This is a genomic window from Escherichia sp. AM3 (assembly GCF_032029835.1).
Taxonomy (GTDB): Bacteria; Pseudomonadota; Gammaproteobacteria; order Enterobacterales; family Enterobacteriaceae; genus Escherichia; species Escherichia coli.
The window spans coordinates 25,598-48,724 of sequence record NZ_JAVUPQ010000014.1 but is presented as its reverse complement, the minus strand read 5'-3'; the positions used below and the strand labels follow the sequence as shown (position 1 = coordinate 48,724).

Annotated in this window: 18 protein-coding genes; 12 read left to right on the top strand and 6 right to left on the bottom strand. The window is 48.5% G+C overall.

Annotation, left to right across the window (positions count from 1 at the left end; genetic code table 11):
• Positions 1–191 precede the first annotated feature (191 nt).
• The 4 genes from cadB to lysS all read left to right on the top strand — a co-directional run bounded on the left by cadB (position 192) and on the right by lysS (position 7,023).
• On the top strand, positions 192–1,526 hold the full coding sequence (cadB, locus tag RTW80_RS08445; RefSeq protein ID WP_000092909.1) for a cadaverine/lysine antiporter: 1,335 nt from the start codon (positions 192–194) through the stop codon (positions 1,524–1,526).
• A 79-nt stretch (positions 1,527–1,605) separates the two neighbouring features.
• A complete protein-coding gene (cadA, locus tag RTW80_RS08440) occupies positions 1,606–3,753 on the top strand; it encodes a lysine decarboxylase CadA (RefSeq protein ID WP_001295383.1) in 2,148 nt (715 codons plus the stop codon).
• Between the two features lie 58 nt (positions 3,754–3,811).
• Positions 3,812–5,269: a dipeptide/tripeptide permease DtpC gene (gene dtpC, locus RTW80_RS08435; RefSeq protein WP_000856835.1), complete on the top strand. Its 1,458-nt coding sequence runs from the start codon at positions 3,812–3,814 to the stop codon at positions 5,267–5,269.
• A gap of 236 nt (positions 5,270–5,505) precedes the next feature.
• On the top strand, positions 5,506–7,023 hold the full coding sequence (gene lysS / locus RTW80_RS08430; RefSeq protein ID WP_001295087.1) for a lysine--tRNA ligase: 1,518 nt from the start codon (positions 5,506–5,508) through the stop codon (positions 7,021–7,023).
• A gap of 118 nt (positions 7,024–7,141) precedes the next feature.
• On the opposite strand, the gene ghoT is transcribed toward lysS, so the two are convergent.
• From ghoT to yjdI, 4 genes are all read right to left on the bottom strand, one after another.
• The gene (ghoT, locus tag RTW80_RS08425) at positions 7,142–7,315 is read right to left on the bottom strand and encodes a type V toxin-antitoxin system toxin GhoT (protein ID WP_001173343.1); all 174 of its coding nucleotides are present in this window, start codon (positions 7,313–7,315) and stop codon (positions 7,142–7,144) included.
• Between the two features lie 27 nt (positions 7,316–7,342).
• Complete coding sequence (ghoS, locus tag RTW80_RS08420; protein WP_000398619.1) at positions 7,343–7,639, bottom strand: type V toxin-antitoxin system endoribonuclease antitoxin GhoS; 297 nt, start codon at positions 7,637–7,639, stop codon at positions 7,343–7,345.
• A 226-nt stretch (positions 7,640–7,865) separates the two neighbouring features.
• Positions 7,866–8,138, bottom strand: coding sequence for a GNAT family N-acetyltransferase (locus RTW80_RS08415; RefSeq protein WP_000405647.1), 273 nt, complete (start codon positions 8,136–8,138; stop codon positions 7,866–7,868).
• A gap of 11 nt (positions 8,139–8,149) precedes the next feature.
• The gene (gene yjdI, locus RTW80_RS08410) at positions 8,150–8,380 is read right to left on the bottom strand and encodes a 4Fe-4S mono-cluster protein YjdI (RefSeq protein WP_000371704.1); all 231 of its coding nucleotides are present in this window, start codon (positions 8,378–8,380) and stop codon (positions 8,150–8,152) included.
• Between the two features lie 180 nt (positions 8,381–8,560).
• Here yjdI and RTW80_RS08405 point away from each other — a divergent pair, with 180 nt between their 5' ends.
• The 5 genes from RTW80_RS08405 (at position 8,561) to RTW80_RS08385 (ending at position 15,295) form a co-directional block, all read left to right on the top strand.
• Complete coding sequence (locus RTW80_RS08405; protein ID WP_001216477.1) at positions 8,561–10,192, top strand: sensor histidine kinase; 1,632 nt, start codon at positions 8,561–8,563, stop codon at positions 10,190–10,192.
• Positions 10,189–10,908: a two-component system response regulator DcuR gene (dcuR, locus tag RTW80_RS08400; RefSeq protein WP_000611288.1), complete on the top strand. Its 720-nt coding sequence runs from the start codon at positions 10,189–10,191 to the stop codon at positions 10,906–10,908. The genes RTW80_RS08405 and dcuR overlap by 4 nt, the downstream gene beginning before the upstream one ends.
• Positions 10,909–11,478: 570 nt before the next feature.
• The gene (gene dcuB, locus RTW80_RS08395) at positions 11,479–12,819 is read left to right on the top strand and encodes an anaerobic C4-dicarboxylate transporter DcuB (protein ID WP_000899522.1); all 1,341 of its coding nucleotides are present in this window, start codon (positions 11,479–11,481) and stop codon (positions 12,817–12,819) included.
• 77 nt (positions 12,820–12,896) lie between these two features.
• Positions 12,897–14,543 (top strand): class I fumarate hydratase, encoded by a 1,647-nt coding sequence (gene fumB / locus RTW80_RS08390; RefSeq protein ID WP_000066696.1) that lies wholly within the window; start codon positions 12,897–12,899, stop codon positions 14,541–14,543.
• Between the two features lie 122 nt (positions 14,544–14,665).
• Positions 14,666–15,295: a DUF2238 domain-containing protein gene (locus RTW80_RS08385; protein WP_000198740.1), complete on the top strand. Its 630-nt coding sequence runs from the start codon at positions 14,666–14,668 to the stop codon at positions 15,293–15,295.
• Positions 15,296–15,433: 138 nt separating this feature from the next.
• Here the strand turns inward: RTW80_RS08385 and melB are convergent, their stop codons facing one another.
• Positions 15,434–16,855 (bottom strand): melibiose:sodium transporter MelB, encoded by a 1,422-nt coding sequence (gene melB, locus RTW80_RS08380; protein ID WP_000028114.1) that lies wholly within the window; start codon positions 16,853–16,855, stop codon positions 15,434–15,436.
• 102 nt (positions 16,856–16,957) lie between these two features.
• On the bottom strand, positions 16,958–18,313 hold the full coding sequence (melA, locus tag RTW80_RS08375; RefSeq protein WP_000986601.1) for an alpha-galactosidase: 1,356 nt from the start codon (positions 18,311–18,313) through the stop codon (positions 16,958–16,960).
• 282 nt (positions 18,314–18,595) lie between these two features.
• Between melA and melR the strand changes: the two genes are divergently transcribed.
• From melR to adiY, 3 genes are all read left to right on the top strand, one after another.
• Positions 18,596–19,504, top strand: a complete 909-nt coding sequence (gene melR / locus RTW80_RS08370) for a transcriptional regulator MelR (RefSeq protein WP_001090758.1) — start codon at positions 18,596–18,598, stop codon at positions 19,502–19,504.
• 198 nt (positions 19,505–19,702) lie between these two features.
• A complete protein-coding gene (adiA, locus tag RTW80_RS08365; protein WP_001381593.1) occupies positions 19,703–21,970 on the top strand; it encodes an arginine decarboxylase in 2,268 nt (755 codons plus the stop codon).
• A gap of 324 nt (positions 21,971–22,294) precedes the next feature.
• Positions 22,295–23,056 (top strand): DNA-binding transcriptional activator AdiY, encoded by a 762-nt coding sequence (gene adiY / locus RTW80_RS08360; protein ID WP_001217060.1) that lies wholly within the window; start codon positions 22,295–22,297, stop codon positions 23,054–23,056.
• The last annotated feature ends 71 nt before the right edge of the window (positions 23,057–23,127 follow it).

Here is a 23,127-nt window from a genome sequence, read left to right as displayed (position 1 = left end):
CAACTTGCGATCCTGATGTGTTAATAAAAAACCTCAAGTTCTCACTTACAGAAACTTTTGTGTTATTTCACCTAATCTTTAGGATTAATCCTTTTTTCGTGAGTAATCTTATCGCCAGTTTGGTCTGGTCAGGAAATAGTTATACATCATGACCCGGACTCCAAATTCAAAAATGAAATTAGGAGAAGAGCATGAGTTCTGCCAAGAAGATCGGGCTATTTGCCTGTACCGGTGTTGTTGCCGGTAATATGATGGGGAGCGGTATTGCATTATTACCTGCGAACCTAGCAAGTATCGGTGGTATTGCTATCTGGGGTTGGATTATCTCTATTATTGGTGCAATGTCGCTGGCGTATGTATATGCCCGACTGGCAACAAAAAACCCGCAACAAGGTGGCCCAATTGCTTATGCCGGAGAAATTTCCCCTGCATTTGGTTTTCAGACAGGTGTTCTTTATTACCATGCTAACTGGATTGGTAACCTGGCGATTGGTATTACCGCTGTATCTTATCTTTCCACCTTCTTCCCAGTATTAAATGATCCTGTTCCGGCGGGTATCGCCTGTATTGCTATCGTCTGGGTATTTACCTTTGTAAATATGCTCGGCGGTACTTGGGTAAGCCGTTTAACCACTATTGGTCTGGTGCTGGTTCTTATTCCTGTGGTGATGACTGCTATTGTTGGCTGGCATTGGTTTGATGCGGCAACTTATGCAGCTAACTGGAATACTGCGGATACCACTGATGGTCATGCGATCATTAAAAGTATTCTGCTCTGCCTGTGGGCCTTCGTGGGTGTTGAATCCGCAGCTGTAAGTACTGGTATGGTTAAAAACCCGAAACGTACCGTTCCGCTGGCAACCATGCTGGGTACTGGTTTAGCAGGTATTGTTTACATCGCTGCGACTCAGGTGCTTTCCGGTATGTATCCGTCTTCTGTAATGGCGGCTTCCGGTGCTCCGTTTGCAATCAGTGCTTCAACTATCCTCGGTAACTGGGCTGCGCCGCTGGTTTCTGCATTCACCGCCTTTGCGTGCCTGACTTCTCTGGGCTCCTGGATGATGTTGGTAGGCCAGGCAGGTGTACGTGCCGCTAACGACGGTAACTTCCCGAAAGTTTATGGTGAAGTCGACAGCAACGGTATTCCGAAAAAAGGTCTGCTGCTGGCTGCAGTGAAAATGACTGCCCTGATGATCCTTATCACTCTGATGAACTCTGCCGGTGGTAAAGCATCTGACCTGTTCGGTGAACTGACCGGTATCGCAGTACTGCTGACTATGCTGCCGTATTTCTACTCTTGCGTTGACCTGATTCGTTTTGAAGGCGTTAACATCCGCAACTTTGTCAGCCTGATCTGCTCTGTACTGGGTTGCGTGTTCTGCTTCATCGCGCTGATGGGCGCAAGCTCCTTCGAGCTGGCAGGTACCTTCATCGTCAGCCTGATTATCCTGATGTTCTACGCTCGCAAAATGCACGAGCGCCAGAGCCACTCAATGGATAACCACACCGCGTCTAACGCACATTAATTAAAAGTATTTTCCGAGGCTCCTCCTTTCATTTTGTCCCATGTGTTGGGAGGGGCCTTTTTTACCTGGAGATATGACTATGAACGTTATTGCAATATTGAATCACATGGGGGTTTATTTTAAAGAAGAACCCATCCGTGAACTTCATCGCGCGCTTGAACGTCTGAACTTCCAGATTGTTTACCCGAACGACCGTGACGACTTATTAAAACTGATCGAAAACAATGCGCGTCTGTGCGGCGTTATTTTTGACTGGGATAAATATAATCTCGAGCTGTGCGAAGAAATTAGCAAAATGAACGAGAACCTGCCGTTGTACGCGTTCGCTAATACGTATTCCACTCTCGATGTAAGCCTGAATGACCTGCGTTTACAGATTAGCTTCTTTGAATATGCGCTGGGTGCTGCTGAAGATATTGCTAATAAGATCAAGCAGACCACTGACGAATATATCAACACTATTCTGCCTCCGCTGACTAAAGCACTGTTTAAATATGTTCGTGAAGGTAAATATACTTTCTGTACTCCTGGTCACATGGGCGGTACTGCATTCCAGAAAAGCCCGGTAGGTAGCCTGTTCTATGATTTCTTTGGTCCGAACACCATGAAATCTGATATTTCCATTTCAGTATCTGAACTGGGTTCTCTGCTGGATCACAGTGGTCCACACAAAGAAGCAGAACAGTATATCGCTCGCGTCTTTAACGCAGACCGCAGCTACATGGTGACCAACGGTACTTCCACTGCGAACAAAATTGTTGGTATGTACTCTGCTCCAGCAGGCAGCACCATTCTGATTGACCGTAACTGCCACAAATCGCTGACCCACCTGATGATGATGAGCGATGTTACGCCAATCTATTTCCGCCCGACCCGTAACGCTTACGGTATTCTTGGTGGTATCCCACAGAGTGAATTCCAGCACGCTACCATTGCTAAGCGCGTGAAAGAAACACCAAACGCAACCTGGCCGGTACATGCTGTAATTACTAACTCTACCTATGATGGTCTGCTGTACAACACCGACTTCATCAAGAAAACACTGGATGTGAAATCCATCCACTTTGACTCCGCGTGGGTACCTTACACCAACTTCTCACCGATTTACGAAGGTAAATGCGGTATGAGCGGTGGCCGTGTAGAAGGGAAAGTGATTTACGAAACCCAGTCTACTCACAAACTGCTGGCGGCGTTCTCTCAGGCTTCCATGATCCACGTTAAAGGTGACGTAAACGAAGAAACCTTTAACGAAGCTTACATGATGCACACCACCACTTCTCCGCACTACGGTATCGTGGCGTCCACTGAAACCGCTGCGGCGATGATGAAAGGCAATGCAGGTAAGCGTCTGATCAACGGTTCCATTGAACGTGCGATCAAATTCCGTAAAGAGATCAAACGTCTGAGAACGGAATCTGATGGCTGGTTCTTTGATGTATGGCAGCCGGATCATATCGATACCACTGAATGCTGGCCGCTGCGTTCTGACAGCACCTGGCACGGCTTCAAAAACATCGATAACGAGCACATGTATCTTGACCCGATCAAAGTCACCCTGCTGACTCCGGGGATGGAAAAAGACGGCACCATGAGCGACTTTGGTATTCCGGCCAGCATCGTGGCGAAATACCTCGACGAACATGGCATCGTTGTTGAGAAAACCGGTCCGTATAACCTGCTGTTCCTGTTCAGCATCGGTATCGATAAGACCAAAGCACTGAGCCTGCTGCGTGCTCTGACTGACTTCAAACGTGCGTTCGACCTGAACCTGCGTGTGAAAAACATGCTGCCGTCTCTGTATCGTGAAGATCCTGAATTCTATGAAAACATGCGTATTCAGGAACTGGCTCAGAATATCCACAAACTGATTGTTCACCACAATCTGCCGGATCTGATGTATCGCGCATTTGAAGTGCTGCCGACGATGGTAATGACTCCGTATGCTGCGTTCCAGAAAGAGCTGCACGGTATGACCGAAGAAGTTTACCTCGACGAAATGGTCGGTCGTATTAACGCCAATATGATCCTTCCGTATCCGCCGGGAGTTCCTCTGGTAATGCCGGGTGAAATGATCACCGAAGAAAGCCGTCCGGTTCTGGAGTTCCTGCAGATGCTGTGTGAAATCGGCGCTCACTATCCGGGCTTTGAAACCGATATTCACGGTGCATACCGTCAGGCTGATGGCCGCTATACCGTTAAGGTATTGAAAGAAGAAAGCAAAAAATAATTAGCTCGTACAAGGGAAGTGGCTTGCCACTTCCCTTTTTTGCTCATAAGGAGAACACATGAAAACACCCTCACAGCCGCGCGCGATATACTATATCGTGGCGATCCAAATCTGGGAGTACTTCAGTTTTTACGGCATGCGTGCCTTACTCATTCTCTATCTCACCCATCAGCTTGGTTTTGATGATAACCATGCCATCAGCCTGTTCAGCGCATATGCTTCTCTGGTTTACGTTACCCCTATTCTCGGCGGCTGGCTTGCCGACCGCCTGCTCGGCAACCGCACTGCAGTGATTGCCGGCGCGCTGTTAATGACCCTTGGCCATGTGGTGCTGGGCATTGATACAAATTCAACCTTTAGCCTGTATCTGGCGCTGGCAATCATTATTTGTGGCTACGGTTTATTCAAATCAAACATCAGCTGTTTGCTTGGCGAGCTTTACGACGAGAACGATCATCGACGTGATGGCGGTTTTTCGCTGCTGTATGCTGCGGGCAATATCGGTTCTATCGCCGCCCCAATCGCCTGCGGCCTGGCTGCTCAGTGGTATGGATGGCATGTTGGCTTTGCCCTTGCGGGTGGCGGCATGTTTATCGGTTTGTTGATTTTCTTAAGCGGTCATCGTCATTTCCAGTCCACGCGTAGTATGGATAAAAAAGCGCTCACTAGCGTCAAATTTGCCTTACCGGTATGGAGCTGGTTGGTGGTGATGCTCTGTTTAGCCCCAGTATTTTTTACCCTGCTGCTGGAGAACGACTGGTCCGGATATTTGCTGGCGATCGTTTGCCTCATTGCCGCACAAATCATTGCCCGCATGATGATCAAATTCCCCGAACACCGCCGTGCTCTTTGGCAAATTGTATTGTTGATGTTTGTCGGGACATTGTTCTGGGTACTGGCACAACAGGGCGGCAGTACCATCAGCTTGTTTATCGATCGCTTTGTGAATCGTCAGGCATTCAATATTGAAGTACCTACAGCACTATTCCAGTCGGTGAATGCAATTGCGGTGATGCTCGCTGGGGTTGTACTGGCCTGGCTGGCGTCGCCAGAAAGCCGCGGCAACTCAACATTGCGCGTCTGGCTGAAGTTTGCCTTTGGCTTACTGCTGATGGCTTGTGGCTTTATGTTGTTGGCATTTGATGCCCGACATGCAGCGGCTGGCGGTCAAGCGTCAATGGGCGTGATGATATCCGGGCTGGCGCTAATGGGCTTTGCCGAACTCTTTATTGACCCGGTGGCGATTGCGCAAATCACGCGTCTGAAAATGTCTGGCGTATTAACCGGTATTTATATGCTGGCAACAGGCGCGGTCGCCAACTGGCTGGCAGGCGTCGTGGCACAGCAGACGACAGAGTCGCAAATTAGCGGTATGGCAATTGCAGCTTACCAGCGATTCTTTTCTCAGATGGGAGAGTGGACGTTGGCTTGTGTCGCGATCATCGTCGTATTGGCCTTTGCTACCCGTTTTCTGTTTAGCACGCCGACGAATATGATACAGGAGAGCAACGATTAACTGTCCTAAAAACAATTGGTTATGAATAAATTAACTTTCAGTTTATCACACTAGTAAATCGAGATTAATAAGTCATTTAAACCATTTTGATGGTTATTTATTAGTGATATCAACTTGAGGTAAGCGTTAGTTTCGATAAGATAAACTGAGTTACTAATAGTCGAGGCAGATAATACAGTGTACCGATCTGTCTCTTTATCTACGCTAAATTGAAAGCTGGATTTAGAGGAACCAAAATGTCTGAACAAGAAACACGGGGAGCCAATGAGGCTATTGATTTTAACGATGAACTGAGAAATCGCCGCGAAAAACTGGCGGCACTACGTCAGCAAGGTGTGGCGTTTCCCAATGATTTTCGCCGCGACCATACCTCTGACCAGTTGCACGAAGAGTTTGATGCGAAGAATAACCAGGAACTGGAATCCTTAAACATTGAAGTCTCGGTTGCTGGCCGAATGATGACCCGTCGTATCATGGGGAAAGCCTCCTTTGTAACGTTGCAGGATGTCGGTGGCCGTATTCAACTGTACGTTGCACGAGATAGCCTGCCAGAAGGTGTTTATAACGATCAGTTTAAAAAATGGGATCTGGGTGACATTATCGGTGCCCGCGGTACGCTGTTTAAGACGCAAACGGGTGAGCTTTCCATTCACTGTACTGAGCTGCGCCTGCTGACTAAAGCACTACGTCCTTTACCAGATAAATTCCATGGTCTGCAGGATCAGGAAGTCCGTTATCGTCAACGTTATCTGGACCTCATCGCTAACGATAAATCCCGTCAAACGTTTGTTGTCCGTTCAAAAATTCTGGCCGCTATCCGTCAATTCATGGTCGCGCGCGGCTTTATGGAAGTAGAAACCCCGATGATGCAGGTAATTCCAGGTGGGGCATCTGCTCGCCCGTTTATTACCCATCATAATGCTCTGGATTTAGATATGTATCTGCGTATCGCGCCGGAGCTGTATCTGAAACGTCTGGTTGTAGGCGGTTTTGAACGGGTATTCGAAATCAACCGTAACTTCCGTAATGAAGGTATTTCTGTTCGCCATAATCCTGAGTTCACAATGATGGAACTCTACATGGCGTATGCGGATTACCACGATTTGATTGAACTGACAGAGTCACTGTTCCGCACCCTGGCACAAGAGGTTCTGGGTACCACTAAAGTCACTTATGGCGAGCATGTGTTTGATTTCGGCAAACCGTTTGAAAAACTCACCATGCGCGAAGCAATCAAAAAATATCGTCCAGAAACCGATATGGCCGACCTGGATAATTTTGATGCTGCTAAAGCATTAGCTGAATCTATCGGAATTACGGTAGAGAAAAGCTGGGGGTTGGGACGTATTGTCACAGAGATCTTTGATGAAGTGGCAGAAGCACATCTGATTCAGCCAACCTTTATTACGGAATATCCGGCAGAAGTGTCCCCGCTGGCACGCCGTAATGATGTTAACCCGGAAATCACCGACCGTTTTGAATTCTTCATCGGTGGTCGTGAAATCGGTAATGGTTTTAGCGAATTAAACGACGCAGAAGATCAGGCTGAACGTTTCCAGGAACAGGTTAACGCTAAAGCTGCAGGTGACGACGAAGCCATGTTCTATGACGAAGATTACGTGACTGCGCTGGAATATGGTCTGCCGCCAACCGCTGGTCTGGGTATTGGTATCGACCGAATGATTATGCTGTTTACAAACAGCCATACTATTCGCGACGTTATTCTCTTCCCGGCGATGCGCCCACAGAAATAAATTTCACTTTAATGAACGAAGCAGTCAGGCGACTGCTTCGTTCGTCGTTCCGCAAATCCAGTTTTGAGGAGAGACGCTTCGTTTCACGATAACCAGCGGGTCCACTCAACTACAGCTCCTAAAAGAGAGAAAAAAGTAATGCCACAGGCAGACTCATTGGCCAGGTTATTCCGACCAGGAATGCACTAAGTAAACGAATATGTGTTTTCTCATGTGAGATAAACCAGATAATGACAAAGGATATGTTCACACCAATCACATAAAAAATTAATATTTTAGAGAATAGTGCCATTTTTTATATTCTTCTTATCCTTCCTGGCTACTTGTAAAACTGACGGAAATAGTCATCAACTGTCATAATGTTGAGGTCAAAATCAATATCCGGTAAGTCTAAGCATTTAAGCCTGATTAAATCTTCGATTTCACTTGCGGCTAACGATGTCGTTATTGCGAAGGAATTTTCATTCAATTGTCGTGGTATCCCATATTCATCAGCCACGATAGAAGAGAAATTCATATCATACATCAATGATCTTAACCTTAAGAACACTGAGGAATAAGATGATGGATAATCAAAAGAAACAACATAAGTATTGAACTTGTTTTTACCTTCCATAATATGACTCCTATCAATATTGAATGCTCTGGGGACGCAAAACTTATTAACCCCGATTGATGATTCTCATATAGGAGATATTCTTTTTTTTGCTCAGTAAAGGGGATGACTTGGGACAAAAAAACGCGCTCTCTGCCCATTCTTTGTGCATCCCCCTACCCTTCAGATGCTCTCCTGCATCACTCCGCGGAGAGCATGAAAAATATCGTGACTCTGTACTCTCCCATCAACTGCGAATATCATCATACTCCCGCGTTTTATCAAATTCGTGTTTCGCAAATGGGCATAGTGGGATAATTTTTCGTTTTTCCCGACGCATTTTTTCCACGACTTTCGCAACCAGCTGTTTACCAATCCCTTGCCCTTTCAGGCTTTCATCGACATCGGTATGTTCGATAATCGCTAAATTCTCTCCGGTCGGCACAAAGACAATTTCAGCGATTTGCTTGCCTTGTTCGTCATTAATGTAAAATTTATTGTGGCCTTCGCGTATTTCCATTTTACCCTCGCTTATTTATGACGGTATTTCAGCGCGCCGCTCGGGCACGTATCAATCACTTTAACCACAGTGGCAACGTCGACTTCATCCGGCATGATCCACGGCTTTCGTTTGAGATTAAATAACTTGCCGTTGCCACGTACGCAATTGCCAGAATGCTGACATATCGCAGTGTTGAAATAGACATCGATCTTTTCGCCGGTATAACAGCGATAACCCCCGTCAAGTAGCGCCTGATCCATGACCTTCCCTCTCTCATCAGTATGGTTTTCACTATAAGCATAGCCCCGGAATCTTCATACAGCACTGGCAGTTTCCGTTGCCAGAGTCTCTTCCCCTATATAGCCAATCATTCTTACTCCCTTTGAATTACCCGCCTCATCAGAGATAATGCTTAAGAAATTTGTCACACAAGGAAGCTGATGAGACATTCATTGCCCTACCGCATGTTACGCAAACGTCCGATGAAATTGAGTACCACAGTGATCTTAATGGTCAGCGCGGTACTGTTCTCGGTGCTATTGGTGGTGCATCTGATTTACTTCTCGCAAATCAGTGATATGACGCGAGACGGGCTGGCCAACAAGGCACTGGCAGTGGCGCGTACTCTCGCCGACTCGCCGGAAATCCGTCAGGGCTTGCAGAAAAAACCGCAGGAGAGTGGAATCCAGGCCATCGCGGAAGCCGTGCGCAAACGCAACGATCTGCTGTTTATTGTCGTTACCGATATGCAAAGTCTTCGCTACTCACATCCTGAAGCCCAGCGTATTGGTCAGCCATTTAAAGGTGATGACATCCTTAAAGCGCTGAATGGCGAAGAAAATGTCGCTATCAATCGCGGTTTTCTGGCGCAGGCTTTACGCGTATTTACCCCCATCTACGATGAAAATCATAAACAAATTGGCGTGGTGGCGATCGGCCTTGAGTTAAGCCGCGTGACCCAACAAATCAATGACAGTCGCTGGAGCATTATCTGGTCGGTACTATTTGGCATGCTGGTCGGACTGATTGGCACCTGCATTCTGGTTAAAGTACTGAAAAAAATCCTTTTCGGCCTGGAACCCTACGAAATCTCCACGCTGTTTGAGCAACGCCAGGCCATGTTGCAGTCTATCAAAGAAGGCGTCGTTGCCGTGGACGATCGCGGCGAGGTCACGCTGATCAACGATGCCGCACAAGAATTGCTGAATTACCGTAAGTCGCAGGACGATGAGAAACTGTCGACGCTAAGCCACTCGTGGTCACAGGTAGTAGATGTCTCGGAAGTGTTACGCGACGGTACGCCGCGCCGCGACGAAGAGATTACGATTAAAGACCGGCTATTACTGATCAACACCGTTCCGGTGCGCAGTAATGGCGTTATCATCGGTGCCATTTCAACCTTCAGGGACAAAACTGAAGTTCGTAAACTGATGCAGCGACTCGACGGTCTGGTCAACTATGCTGATGCACTTCGTGAACGATCCCACGAATTTATGAATAAATTGCATGTGATTCTCGGATTATTGCATCTGAAGAGTTATAAGCAGTTGGAAGATTACATTCTCAAAACAGCCAATAACTATCAGGAAGAGATTGGCTCTCTGCTGGGTAAGATCAAATCTCCGGTTATCGCTGGTTTTTTAATCAGCAAGATTAACCGCGCGACCGATTTAGGCCATACGCTGATTTTAAACAGTGAAAGCCAGCTGCCAGACAGCGGCAGTGAGGACCAGGTCGCGACGCTGATTACCACATTGGGAAATCTGATAGAAAACGCGCTGGAAGCATTAGGGCCGGAACCCGGTGGCGAAATTAGCGTAACATTGCACTACCGTCACGGCTGGCTGCACTGCGAAGTTAACGATGATGGACCGGGGATCGCACCCGACAAAATCGATCACATTTTTGACAAAGGTGTCTCGACAAAAGGAAGCGAGCGAGGCGTCGGTTTAGCACTTGTCAAACAACAGGTAGAAAATCTCGGCGGCAGCATCGCCGTGGAATCGGAACCCGGGATTTTCACACAATTTTTTGTCCAGATACCCTGGGACGGGGAGAGGTCGAACAGATGATCAATGTATTAATTATCGATGACGACGCAATGGTCGCGGAGCTGAATCGCCGATACGTAGCACAAATCCCAGGCTTTCAATGCTGTGGAACAGCCTCGACGCTGGAGAAAGCCAAAGAGATTATCTTCAATAGCGATACGCCTATCGACCTGATATTGCTCGATATCTATATGCAAAAAGAGAACGGGCTCGATTTACTGCCTGTCCTGCATAACGCGCGTTGCAAAAGTGATGTGATTGTCATCTCCTCCGCAGCCGATGCGGCAACCATTAAAGATTCGCTGCATTACGGTGTCGTGGATTACCTGATCAAACCCTTCCAGGCTTCCCGCTTTGAAGAGGCGCTCACCGGCTGGCGGCAAAAGAAAATGGCGCTGGAAAAACATCAGTATTATGACCAGGCCGAGCTTGATCAGCTAATCCACGGCAGCAGCTCCAACGAACAGGATCCTCGTCGCTTGCCAAAAGGCTTAACGCCGCAGACGTTACGCACGCTGTGCCAGTGGATTGACGCGCATCAGGACTATGAGTTTTCAACCGACGAGCTAGCCAACGAGGTTAACATTTCGCGTGTTTCCTGCCGTAAATACCTCATCTGGCTGGTCAACTGCCACATCTTGTTCACCAGTATCCATTATGGCGTCACGGGGCGTCCAGTTTACCGTTACCGTATTCAGGCAGAACACTACTCACTACTGAAACAATATTGCCAATAACGGATCGCTGGTTATCTGTAAGTAATAATTATTACTGTAATGCAAAATACCCCTGGCACAAGTTACATCCTTCATCAGTAAAACTTGTGCCAGATCAAATATAATTATCCCTCCATCATCGCTAAAAATTAATATCTCTTCAGGTGAACGGTGTTTTTAATTTCAAAACGCTAACAAAAGTTAATTAACTATTATGTCACCCGCATTATGTGTATTTTTACCCACAAATGGGTAGATCAGATTAATCTATAAACCTAATGACATCTGCCCTGAGAACAAAAAATAGACCAATAAATATCAATAAGATAGAAGCAAACAAAACATTAACATCTGCGCAGTACAAACTATAAACCCATCGCCAGAGAGTCTTTCTCTCTGAAAAAGCCGCTTATCACAGTGCATAAATTTGCCGCTGCTTTAATCAGCCAATATTCACTGTGAGGTATTTGCTAAAGCCGGTAACGACCAAACGGATATTTAGTCAGGCTCTGAAAACAGTTCATACAAAACAGAACGTGACTGTGATCTATTCAGCAAAAATTTAAATAGGATTATCGCGAGGGTTCACACATGTTATTTACTATCCAACTTATCATAATACTGATATGTCTGTTTTATGGTGCCCGAAAGGGTGGTATCGCGCTGGGTTTATTAGGCGGTATCGGTCTGGTCATTCTGGTCTTCGTCTTCCACCTTCAGCCAGGTAAACCACCGGTTGATGTCATGCTGGTTATCATTGCGGTGGTTGCGGCATCGGCGACCTTGCAAGCTTCGGGCGGTCTTGATGTCATGCTGCAAATTGCCGAGAAGCTGCTGCGCCGCAACCCGAAATATGTCTCAATTGTCGCGCCGTTTGTGACCTGTACACTGACCATTCTTTGCGGTACGGGTCATGTGGTTTACACCATTCTGCCGATCATCTACGACGTCGCCATTAAGAACAACATCCGTCCGGAACGTCCGATGGCGGCAAGTTCTATCGGTGCACAGATGGGGATTATCGCCAGTCCGGTGTCGGTTGCGGTCGTGTCTCTGGTTGCAATGCTGGGTAATGTCACCTTTGATGGTCGCCATCTTGAGTTCCTCGACCTGCTGGCAATCACCATTCCATCGACGTTAATCGGTATCCTGGCGATCGGTATCTTCAGCTGGTTCCGCGGTAAAGATCTGGATAAAGACGAAGAGTTCCAGAAATTCATCTCCGTACCGGAAAACCGTGAGTATGTTTACGGTGATACCGCGACGCTGCTCGATAAAAAACTGCCGAAAAGCAACTGGCTGGCAATGTGGATTTTCCTCGGGGCAATCGCTGTAGTCGCACTTCTTGGTGCTGATTCGGACCTGCGTCCATCCTTCGGCGGCAAACCGCTGTCGATGGTACTGGTTATTCAGATGTTTATGCTGCTGACCGGGGCGCTGATTATTATCCTGACCAAAACCAATCCCGCGTCTATCTCAAAAAACGAAGTCTTCCGTTCCGGTATGATCGCCATCGTGGCGGTGTACGGTATCGCATGGATGGCAGAAACCATGTTCGGTGCGCATATGTCTGAAATTCAGGGCGTACTGGGTGAAATGGTGAAAGAGTATCCGTGGGCCTATGCCATTGTTCTGCTGCTGGTTTCCAAGTTTGTAAACTCTCAGGCTGCGGCGCTGGCGGCGATTGTTCCGGTCGCGCTGGCGATCGGCGTTGATCCGGCATACATCGTGGCTTCAGCACCGGCTTGCTACGGTTATTACATCCTGCCGACTTATCCGAGCGATCTGGCAGCGATTCAGTTTGACCGTTCCGGCACCACCCACATCGGTCGCTTCGTCATCAACCACAGCTTTATTCTGCCGGGGTTGATTGGTGTGAGCGTATCGTGCGTCTTCGGCTGGATCTTCGCCGCGATGTACGGGTTCTTATAAATGCACTTTGCGTGCCGCCCGTGACTACGCGGCACGCCATTTTCGAATAACAAATACAGAGTTACAGGCTGGAAGCTATGTCAAACAAACCCTTTATCTACCAGGCACCTTTCCCGATGGGGAAAGACAATACCGAATACTATCTACTCACTTCCGATTACGTTAGCGTTGCCGACTTCGACGGCGAAACCATCCTGAAAGTGGAACCAGAAGCCCTGACCCTGCTGGCGCAGCAAGCCTTTCACGACGCTTCTTTCATGCTCCGCCCGGCACACCAGAAACAGGTCGCGGCTATTCTTCACGATCCAGAAGCCAGCGAAAACGACAAGTACGTGGCGCTGCAATTCTTAAGAAACTCCGAAATCGCTGCCAAAGGCGTGCTGCCGACCTGCCAGGATACCGGCACCGCGATCATCGTCGGTAAAAAAGGTCAGCGCGTGTGGACCGGTGGCGGTGATGAAGAAGCGCTGTCGAAAGGCGTCTATAACACTTATATCGAAGATAACCTGCGCTATTCACAGAATGCGGCGCTGGACATGTACAAAGAGGTCAACACCGGCACTAACCTGCCTGCACAAATCGACCTGTACGCGGTAGATGGCGATGAGTACAGATTCCTTTGCGTTGCGAAAGGCGGCGGCTCTGCCAACAAAACCTATCTCTACCAGGAAACCAAAGCTCTGCTGACGCCGGGTAAACTGAAAAACTTCCTCGTCGAGAAAATGCGCACCCTCGGTACCGCAGCCTGCCCGCCGTACCATATCGCGTTTGTGATTGGCGGCACTTCTGCAGAAACCAACCTGAAAACCGTCAAGTTAGCAAGCGCTCACTATTACGATGAACTGCCGACGGAAGGGAACGAACATGGTCAGGCGTTCCGCGATGTCCAGCTGGAACAGGAACTGCTGGAAGAGGCCCAGAAACTCGGTCTTGGCGCGCAGTTTGGCGGTAAATACTTCGCGCACGACATTCGCGTTATCCGTCTGCCACGTCACGGCGCATCCTGCCCGGTAGGCATGGGCGTCTCCTGCTCCGCTGACCGTAACATTAAAGCGAAAATCAACCGCGAAGGTATCTGGATCGAAAAACTGGAACACAATCCAGGCCAGTACATTCCACAAGAACTGCGCCAGGCCGGTGAAGGCGAAGCGGTGAAAGTTGACCTTAACCGCCCGATGAAAGAGATCCTCGCCCAGCTTTCTCAATATCCGGTTTCCACTCGTTTGTCGCTCACCGGCACCATTATCGTGGGCCGAGATATTGCACACGCCAAGCTGAAAGAGCTGATTGACGCCGGTAAAGAACTTCCGCAGTACATCAAAGATCACCCGATCTACTACGCGGGTCCGGCGAAAACCCCTGCCGGTTATCCATCAGGTTCACTTGGCCCAACTACCGCAGGTCGTATGGACTCCTACGTGGATCTGCTGCAATCCCACGGCGGCAGCATGATCATGCTGGCGAAAGGTAACCGCAGTCAGCAGGTTACCGACGCGTGCCATAAACACGGCGGCTTCTACCTCGGTAGTATCGGCGGTCCGGCGGCGGTACTGGCGCAGCAGAGCATCAAGCATCTGGAATGCGTCGCTTATCCGGAGCTGGGTATGGAAGCTATCTGGAAAATCGAAGTAGAAGATTTCCCGGCGTTTATCCTGGTCGATGACAAAGGTAACGACTTCTTCCAGCAGATCGTCAACAAACAGTGCGCGAACTGCACTAAGTAACCTCTTCGGCCCAGCGCCTGGCAGCATGCTGCCAGGTGATCCCCCTGGGCCACCTCTTTTGCGATTGTAATTTCACGCTTGCTGGTGAATAGTCAGTATTTTCCCTGACTTGCGAACTCACCATGACCCGCACACTCAAGCCGTTAATTCTTAACACCGGCGCACTGGCGCTAACGTTAATCCTGATTTATACCGGCATTTCGGCCCATGACAAACTCACCTGGCTGATGGAAGTGACACCGGTGATTATTGTCGTGCCGCTACTGCTTGCCACCGCTAAACGTTATCCGTTAACGCCGCTGCTCTATACGCTCATTTTCTTTCACGCCATCATCCTGATGGTCGGCGGGCAATACACCTACGCGAAAGTCCCCGTTGGTTTTGAGGTGCAGGAATGGCTGGGGTTGAGCCGTAATCCGTATGACAAGCTGGGGCATTTTTTCCAGGGGCTGGTGCCTGCACTGGTGGCACGTGAGATCCTTGTGCGCGGGATGTACGTTCGCGGACGTAAAATGGTGGCGTTTCTGGTCTGTTGCGTGGCGCTGGCGATAAGCGCGATGTATGAATTAATCGAGTGGTGGGCGGCGCTGGCAATGGGCCAGGGAGCGGATGATTTTCTCGGCACCCAGGGCGACCAGTGGGACACGCAATCCGATATGTTCTGCGCGCTGCTTGGCGCATTAACCACGGTGATATTCCTCGCTCGCTTTCATTGCCGTCAGCTACGGCGCTTTGGCTTGATAACCGGATAACAACGTGCACTTTGTTGATGCCGGATGCGGCGTGAATTCCTTATCCGGTCTACAAAATTTGCAAATCCAAAGCATTACATTAAGACGTGGCCTGATAAACATATCGCATCAGGCCATTTTCGTTAGCTATTGTCCACGTCAGGCTTTCACATCACTCACTGCACCGACCGGAATATCAGCATGAACAGGCTCGGGCGGTACTTTGCGATATTTATCCAGCAGATGAATCTGGATCCTGCGCAGCGTGTCGCCATTGAGGCGATAGAAACGGAAGTAGAGAATCAGCGTTACCATGAAAAACAGAGTCGGTAGAGCAATCATAATAAACTGCATACCTAATAGGGCTTGCGTAGACTGTTCAACATTCGGTACATAGCCAATCATCCCTAACACAACCGCAATGAAAAAAGCCGCAAAGGCTGAACCGCCCTTCACCACCATAGTCTGCACGGAGTAAGCGATGCTTTCACAGCGTACGTGCAGTTTATATTCACCGTAATCAACGGTATCTGCCACCATGATGACCTGTAATACCCAGAAAAGCGCCGTTCCCACATTCAGCAAAATACCCGCAATCACAATGAGGACGACGTTGTGATAGCTCATTAATGCCATTAACAGGAGAACACCACAGCTTAACACCGGAAGAATAGATGCTCCGGCCCATAAAATGCGTCGGGATAATGATTTAACTAAGCGTGGGAAGAATACTAACGTCACCAGGTTAGCAGCTCCCGCATACGACAGATAATAGGGGAACAAATCCGCATCACCGATAACATATGAGAAATAATAGATAGCAAAGCCGGTAATAATGTTGCTGGCTACATTATAAGCAAGAGCCATACCCAAGAGGCATGAAAGCTGATCGTTTTTATAAATAAGCGCAACGATGGCTTTAAGTGTCAGATGGCTTCCTTCAGCAGACGGTTGATTGTCTGACGAAAAGACTTCATGCACATTGCGCAGAGTGATGATGGTTGAAACAATAAAAAAGGCGATCAGTACCAGTGTGAACATCTGAAAGCCAAATCCCCGATCGCCACCGCCGACATAATTAACAAATGGTAGCGTCACACCTGCCGTAACAAAGCCTGCCAGACTGGCAAAAAAACGCGGATAAGGAACCAGTTGTTCGCGCTCACGTTTATCGAGCGTTATGGTTGGAACCAGCGACCAGAAGGGAATATCCATAATGGTGTAAGTCATGCCCCAGAGGATGTAGGTCACGCAAACAAAGACAATCTGAGTAGTACCTTCAAACAGATGCGCACTAAAGAGGAGAAATAAGATTACAGAGTTTGCCAACGTACCGATCAGGATCCAGGGTTTGAACTTACCCCATCGCGATCGCGTAGCATTTACAATCCATCCCATAATCGGATCGTTAATAGCATCCCAGATCCTCGCCACCAGAAACAAAGTACCGACCAAACCCACAGACAGCCCGACGACATCGGTGTAGTAATACATGAGGTACATATACACAATGCCGATCGCAAAATCCTTCCCGAACGCTCCAAATCCATAACTGAGTTTTGTAGTCATTGAAATGCTCATAGGGTATCGGGTCGCTGTTACCAACGCCCGCCTTCTGTTATTGGTATCGTCAGAGGTGTGCGCCGGAATAAATCCCCCGGCGCAGTAGCGTTTAGTCGCGTTTTAACGGTGCAACCAGCCTGGCAGCCAGTCGCCGTGGGCGGCAATCAGGTCGTCAACAAGAGCATATATTTCGTCAATGCCCAGCACGGCGGCAGTATGCGGGTCCATCATCGCGGCGTGGTAAACACGGTCGCGATTTTCCGTAAGAATAGCTTCGGTCAGCAGCGTCTGTACGTTGATGTTGGTTTGCATCAGGGCGGCCAGATGCGAAGGTAGCGTACCGACTTTGGTCGGCTGAATGCCATTAGCATCAACCAGACAGGCTACTTCCACGCAACATCCTTGTGGCAGGTTATCAATCAAACCATCGTTACGGACGTTGCCGTAAATCACACTCGGCTCGCCAGTCCAGATAGCGTTCATGATTGTGCTGGCATATTCCCGTGACGGTTTAATATCAATCCGGGAGGCTTTTTTATACTCCTCCAGCTCTTTATGCCAGTTCGCCAGCTGCTCGACGCAGCGTTTCGGGTACTCATCCAGCGGTACTTTATAACGCTCAATCAAATCCTCACGACCTGGCTTAATAAACCACGGTGTGTACTCAGCAAAATGTTCTGACGATTCCGTGACGAAATAGCCCAGCTTTTTGAACATTTCGTAGCGCACAATATTCTGGCAGCGAGTATTGCCATGAATATTCGGCTTCGGTGCCTGCCCTGCTTCATAAGCCGCCAGCAGTTCCGGGTAGAGATTCACATAACTGCCGTCGGCGGTTTTGCGCTCCAGCTCCAGGTAAAACGCCATATGGTTGATACCTGCGCAACGGTAACGCAGCGTAGCTGGGTCGATATTGAGGTCACGCGCCAACTCTTCCGCCGTTCCCTGCACCGAATGGCACAGCCCGACCTGTTTGATATGCGGATAGCGGGCATACATCGCCCAGGTATTCATCGCCATTGGGTTAACATAGTTGAGCATGGTGGCATCGGGGCAGACTTCCGTCATGTCCTCGCAAATTTGCCACAGATGCGGAATGGTACGTAGCGCGCGCATAATACCGCCCGGCCCCAACGTATCGGCAATGGTTTGTTCCAGACCATGCCGCTTACAGACCTCGAAATCAGTCACCGTGCAAGGTTCATAACCGCCAATCTGAAATGCCACCACGACAAAATCGGCATCCTCTAAGGCTTCTTTCTGTTGGGTGTGGCAGGTGATTTTGCCGCTGGCCCCTGCTGAATCCATCAGCTTACGCACCACAATATGCGACTCTTCCAGGCGGGTGGGGTCAATGTCCATCAGGGCAATATGCGCCGTTTTCAGCGCCTCGCGATGGAACACATCACCAAGAATATTTTTAACGAAAATCGTCGAACCAGCGCCGATAAATGTAATTTTGGGTGCAGACATCATGCAGATCTCCTGGCTTGCTTGAATAACTTCATCATGGCAGGCGAATCTGCAGAAAACCTCCGGCTTCCAGGTTGAGCATTCCCATAAACTCAGATCCTGCGTGAAGCAGCAGTAAATCTGAGTTTATGGGAATAAATTACCTGAAAAGCAGAGTTTTCGGCCTCATGATACTCGGAGAGTCCCCTCGCCCCTCTGGGAAGAGGGTGAAAACCGTGCTCCCACTCGCAGTCATCCTCCCTCACTCCTGCCATAATTCTGATATTCCAGGAAAGAGAGCCATCCATGAATACAGATACGTTTATGTGCAGCAGCGACGAAAAACAGACCCGCAGCCCGCTGTCGCTGTATTCGGAATACCAGCGGATGGAGATTGAGTTTCGCGCACCGCATATCATGCCCACCAGCCACTGGCATGGTCAGGTCGAAGTGAATGTGCCTTTCGATGGCGATGTGGAATACCTGATCAACAATGAAAAAGTGAATATCAATCAGGGTCATATCACGCTGTTCTGGGCCTGTACACCGCACCAACTAACAGATACCGGAACCTGTCAGAGCATGGCGATTTTTAATCTGCCGATGCATCTGTTTCTCTCCTGGCCGCTGGATAAAGACCTGATTAACCACGTCACTCACGGCATGGTGATCAAATCACTGGCCACACAGCAACTTAGCCCGTTTGAAGTGCGCCGCTGGCAGCAGGAATTAAACAGTCCGAACGAGCAAATTCGCCAGCTCGCCATTGATGAAATTGGCCTGATGCTCAAGCGATTTAGCCTCTCTGGCTGGGAACCGATTCTGGTCAATAAAACCTCGCGCACACACAAAAACAGCGTCTCGCGCCATGCGCAATTTTATGTTAGCCAGATGCTGGGCTTTATTGCCGAAAACTATGATCAGGCGCTGACCATCAACGATGTGGCTGAGCACGTCAAACTTAACGCCAACTATGCAATGGGGATATTCCAGCGGGTCATGCAATTGACGATGAAACAGTACATTACCGCGATGCGCATCAACCACGTTCGCGCGTTACTGAGCGATACCGATAAAAGTATTCTCGATATTGCCCTGACGGCAGGCTTTCGTTCAAGTAGTCGTTTTTACAGCACGTTCGGCAAATATGTCGGCATGTCGCCGCAACAATACCGCAAACTTAGCCAACAGCGCCGCCAGACGTTTCCCGGCTAAAGACGATATCAGTATCAGCCAAAAAAATAGTTTAGCCGTCGATAATAAGCAGTAAAAATAATTTAAAATAATCACATAACGTATTGTTTATAAAACTAAATATTTCAAAAATGTTTGTTTTTCACGCGCTTTACAGCCCGAAAAGGCCGGAAGATACTTGCCCGCAACGAAGATTCCTTCATAACCGGGTAAGCAATGATGAAAGTATTAATTGTTGAAAGCGAGTTTCTCCATCAAGACACCTGGGTCGGTAACGCCGTTGAGCGTCTGGCAGATGCTTTAAGCCAGCAAAATGTTACCGTGATTAAATCCACCTCCTTTGATGATGGTTTTGCCATTCTCTCTTCAAACGAAGCCATTGACTGCCTGATGTTCAGCTATCAAATGGAACATCCGGACGAACATCAAAACGTCAGACAATTGATCGGTAAGCTTCATGAGCGCCAACAAAACGTGCCGGTCTTCCTGTTGGGCGATCGGGAAAAAGCCCTCGCCGCAATGGATCGCGACCTGCTGGAGCTTGTCGATGAATTCGCCTGGATTCTGGAAGATACCGCCGACTTTATCGCCGGACGCGCCGTTGCCGCGATGACCCGCTACCGCCAGCAGCTGTTGCCGCCACTGTTCAGCGCGCTGATGAAATATAGTGACATCCATGAATATTCCTGGGCAGCGCCAGGCCACCAGGGCGGCGTTGGTTTTACCAAAACACCCGCCGGACGTTTCTACCATGACTACTATGGTGAAAATCTGTTCCGCACCGACATGGGCATCGAACGAACTTCCCTCGGTTCTTTGCTTGACCATACTGGCGCATTTGGCGAAAGCGAAAAATATGCCGCACGCGTATTTGGTGCCGATCGCTCCTGGTCGGTAGTCGTCGGTACTTCCGGCTCTAACCGCACCATCATGCAGGCTTGCATGACCGATAACGATGTCGTGGTCGTTGACCGTAACTGCCATAAATCCATCGAACAAGGTTTGATGCTGACAGGCGCGAAACCGGTCTATATGGTGCCAAGCCGCAACCGCTACGGCATTATCGGGCCAATCTATCCGCAGGAAATGCAACCTGAAACCTTGCAGAAGAAAATCAGTGAAAGCCCGCTGACCAAAGACAAAGCCGGGCAAAAACCGTCTTACTGCGTGGTGACCAACTGCACCTATGACGGCGTGTGTTATAACGCTAAAGAAGCGCAGGATCTGCTGGAAAAAACCTCCGATCGTCTGCACTTTGACGAAGCCTGGTACGGCTATGCACGTTTCAACCCGATCTATGCCGATCACTATGCCATGCGCGGCGAACCTGGCGATCACAACGGTCCTACCGTTTTCGCCACCCACTCCACCCACAAACTGCTGAATGCGCTGTCACAGGCTTCTTATATTCATGTACGTGAAGGTCGTGGGGCGATTAACTTCTCCCGCTTCAACCAGGCCTACATGATGCATGCCACCACCTCCCCGCTGTATGCCATCTGCGCATCCAACGACGTGGCGGTGTCGATGATGGACGGCAACAGCGGCCTGTCACTGACACAGGAAGTGATTGACGAAGCGGTTGATTTCCGTCAGGCGATGGCGCGGCTATATAAAGAGTTCACCGCTGACGGTAGCTGGTTCTTCAAACCGTGGAACAAAGAAGTCGTCACCGACCCACAAACCGGCAAAACCTATGACTTTGCTGACGCACCAACCAAACTGCTGACCACCGTTCAGGACTGCTGGGTAATGCATCCGGGCGAAAGCTGGCACGGCTTCAAAGATATTCCGGATAACTGGAGTATGCTCGACCCGATTAAAGTCAGCATCCTTGCTCCGGGAATGGGTGAAGATGGTGAACTGGAAGAAACCGGTGTTCCGGCGGCGCTGGTCACTGCCTGGCTTGGTCGCCACGGCATTGTACCTACCCGCACCACTGACTTCCAAATTATGTTCCTGTTCTCTATGGGCGTAACCCGTGGGAAATGGGGAACTCTGGTTAACACCCTTTGCTCCTTCAAACGCCACTATGACGCCAACACACCGCTGGCGCAGGTGATGCCGGAACTTGTTGAACAATATCCTGACACTTACGCGAACATGGGGATTCACGATCTGGGTGACACCATGTTTGCCTGGCTGAAAGAAAACAACCCTGGCGCACGGTTGAACGAAGCCTATTCCGGCCTGCCGGTGGCGGAAGTCACCCCGCGTGAAGCGTACAACGCGATTGTCGACAACAATGTCGAACTGGTATCCATTGAAAATCTGCCAGGACGCATCGCGGCAAACTCAGTTATCCCGTATCCGCCAGGAATCCCGATGCTGCTGTCTGGTGAAAACTTCGGCGATAAAAACAGTCCGCAAGTAAGTTATTTACGCTCGCTGCAATCCTGGGACCACCATTTCCCTGGATTTGAACACGAAACTGAAGGGACTGAAATTATTGACGGTATTTACCACGTTATGTGCGTGAAAGCGTAACCACTATTCCGCTGAAGGCGTAATTGTTTAAATAACATTACGCCGCCTGGCCTTAGGCCTTTTGAGTATGGCAACGTTTTCATAAAAATTGCTGCAAACAAAAATGTCATACTTTTTGCGCGGCCCCACCCCGCGCTTTTTTTTGCCTGTTATTTATCCTGTAAAAAAATATGTACATGAGAAATTACTATAAAAATTTGTACTATTAGTAAAACTCGTTATTTTTATGCATGTTTATATTCATCATACAATTATATAACCATTTCCCGGTATCGCTTTGCTTTAGCGAGAACTGGTCTTTTATTCGCACTCAGGAGTACATGTATGAGGATTTGCAGCGACCAACCTTGTATTGTTTTATTGACTGAAAAAGATGTCTGGATAAGGGTGAATGGGAAAGAACCTATTAGCCTTAAAGCTAACCATATGGCGTTATTAAATTGTGAAAATAATATTATCGACGTCTCCTCTCTTAACAACACTTTGGTTGCTCATATTAGTCACGACATCATCAAAGATTACCTCCGGTTTCTGAATAAAGATCTCTCGCAAATACCAGTATGGCAACGTAGCGCTACGCCCATACTCACCCTGCCATGCCTGACGCCAGACGTCTTTCGCGTTGCCGCGCAACACAGCATGATGCCCGCAGAAACTGAGTCAGAAAAGGAACGAACACGCGCATTATTATTCACGGTGCTATCCCGTTTTCTCGACAGTAAAAAATTCGTTTCATTAATGATGTATATGTTACGTAATTGTGTAAGTGACAGCGTTTATCAAATTATTGAAAGCGATATTCACAAAGACTGGAATCTTAGTATGGTAGCCAGTTGTTTATGTCTTAGCCCAAGTCTGTTAAAGAAAAAGTTGAAAAGCGAAAACACCAGTTATAGCCAAATAATCACCACCTGCCGCATGCGTTATGCCGTAAATGAATTAATGATGGACGGTAAAAATATCTCTCAGGTATCACAGTCCTGCGGCTACAACAGTACGTCGTACTTTATTTCTGTCTTTAAAGACTTCTACGGTATGACGCCGCTGCATTATGTTAGTCAGCACAGAGAACGCACTGTCGCCTGATTTTTAACCTTAACGAAGAGCTATATTAATAACGGCATCAGCGATAACCCGGTCGATAATAATTCAACTAT

Excerpts from the sequence above, each read along its gene's own strand:
- cadB (WP_000092909.1), top strand. The coding sequence starts at position 192 with ATGAGTTCTGCCAAGAAGATCGGGCTATTTGCCTGTACCGGTGTTGTT.
- cadA (WP_001295383.1), top strand. The coding sequence starts at position 1,606 with ATGAACGTTATTGCAATATTGAATCACATGGGGGTTTATTTTAAAGAA.
- dtpC (WP_000856835.1), top strand. The coding sequence starts at position 3,812 with ATGAAAACACCCTCACAGCCGCGCGCGATATACTATATCGTGGCGATC.
- lysS (WP_001295087.1), top strand. The coding sequence starts at position 5,506 with ATGTCTGAACAAGAAACACGGGGAGCCAATGAGGCTATTGATTTTAAC.
- ghoT (WP_001173343.1), bottom strand. The coding sequence starts at position 7,315 with ATGGCACTATTCTCTAAAATATTAATTTTTTATGTGATTGGTGTGAAC.
- ghoS (WP_000398619.1), bottom strand. The coding sequence starts at position 7,639 with ATGGAAGGTAAAAACAAGTTCAATACTTATGTTGTTTCTTTTGATTAT.
- RTW80_RS08415 (WP_000405647.1), bottom strand. The coding sequence starts at position 8,138 with ATGGAAATACGCGAAGGCCACAATAAATTTTACATTAATGACGAACAA.
- yjdI (WP_000371704.1), bottom strand. The coding sequence starts at position 8,380 with ATGGATCAGGCGCTACTTGACGGGGGTTATCGCTGTTATACCGGCGAA.
- RTW80_RS08405 (WP_001216477.1), top strand. The coding sequence starts at position 8,561 with ATGAGACATTCATTGCCCTACCGCATGTTACGCAAACGTCCGATGAAA.
- dcuR (WP_000611288.1), top strand. The coding sequence starts at position 10,189 with ATGATCAATGTATTAATTATCGATGACGACGCAATGGTCGCGGAGCTG.
- dcuB (WP_000899522.1), top strand. The coding sequence starts at position 11,479 with ATGTTATTTACTATCCAACTTATCATAATACTGATATGTCTGTTTTAT.
- fumB (WP_000066696.1), top strand. The coding sequence starts at position 12,897 with ATGTCAAACAAACCCTTTATCTACCAGGCACCTTTCCCGATGGGGAAA.
- RTW80_RS08385 (WP_000198740.1), top strand. The coding sequence starts at position 14,666 with ATGACCCGCACACTCAAGCCGTTAATTCTTAACACCGGCGCACTGGCG.
- melB (WP_000028114.1), bottom strand. The coding sequence starts at position 16,855 with ATGAGCATTTCAATGACTACAAAACTCAGTTATGGATTTGGAGCGTTC.
- melA (WP_000986601.1), bottom strand. The coding sequence starts at position 18,313 with ATGATGTCTGCACCCAAAATTACATTTATCGGCGCTGGTTCGACGATT.
- melR (WP_001090758.1), top strand. The coding sequence starts at position 18,596 with ATGAATACAGATACGTTTATGTGCAGCAGCGACGAAAAACAGACCCGC.
- adiA (WP_001381593.1), top strand. The coding sequence starts at position 19,703 with ATGAAAGTATTAATTGTTGAAAGCGAGTTTCTCCATCAAGACACCTGG.
- adiY (WP_001217060.1), top strand. The coding sequence starts at position 22,295 with ATGAGGATTTGCAGCGACCAACCTTGTATTGTTTTATTGACTGAAAAA.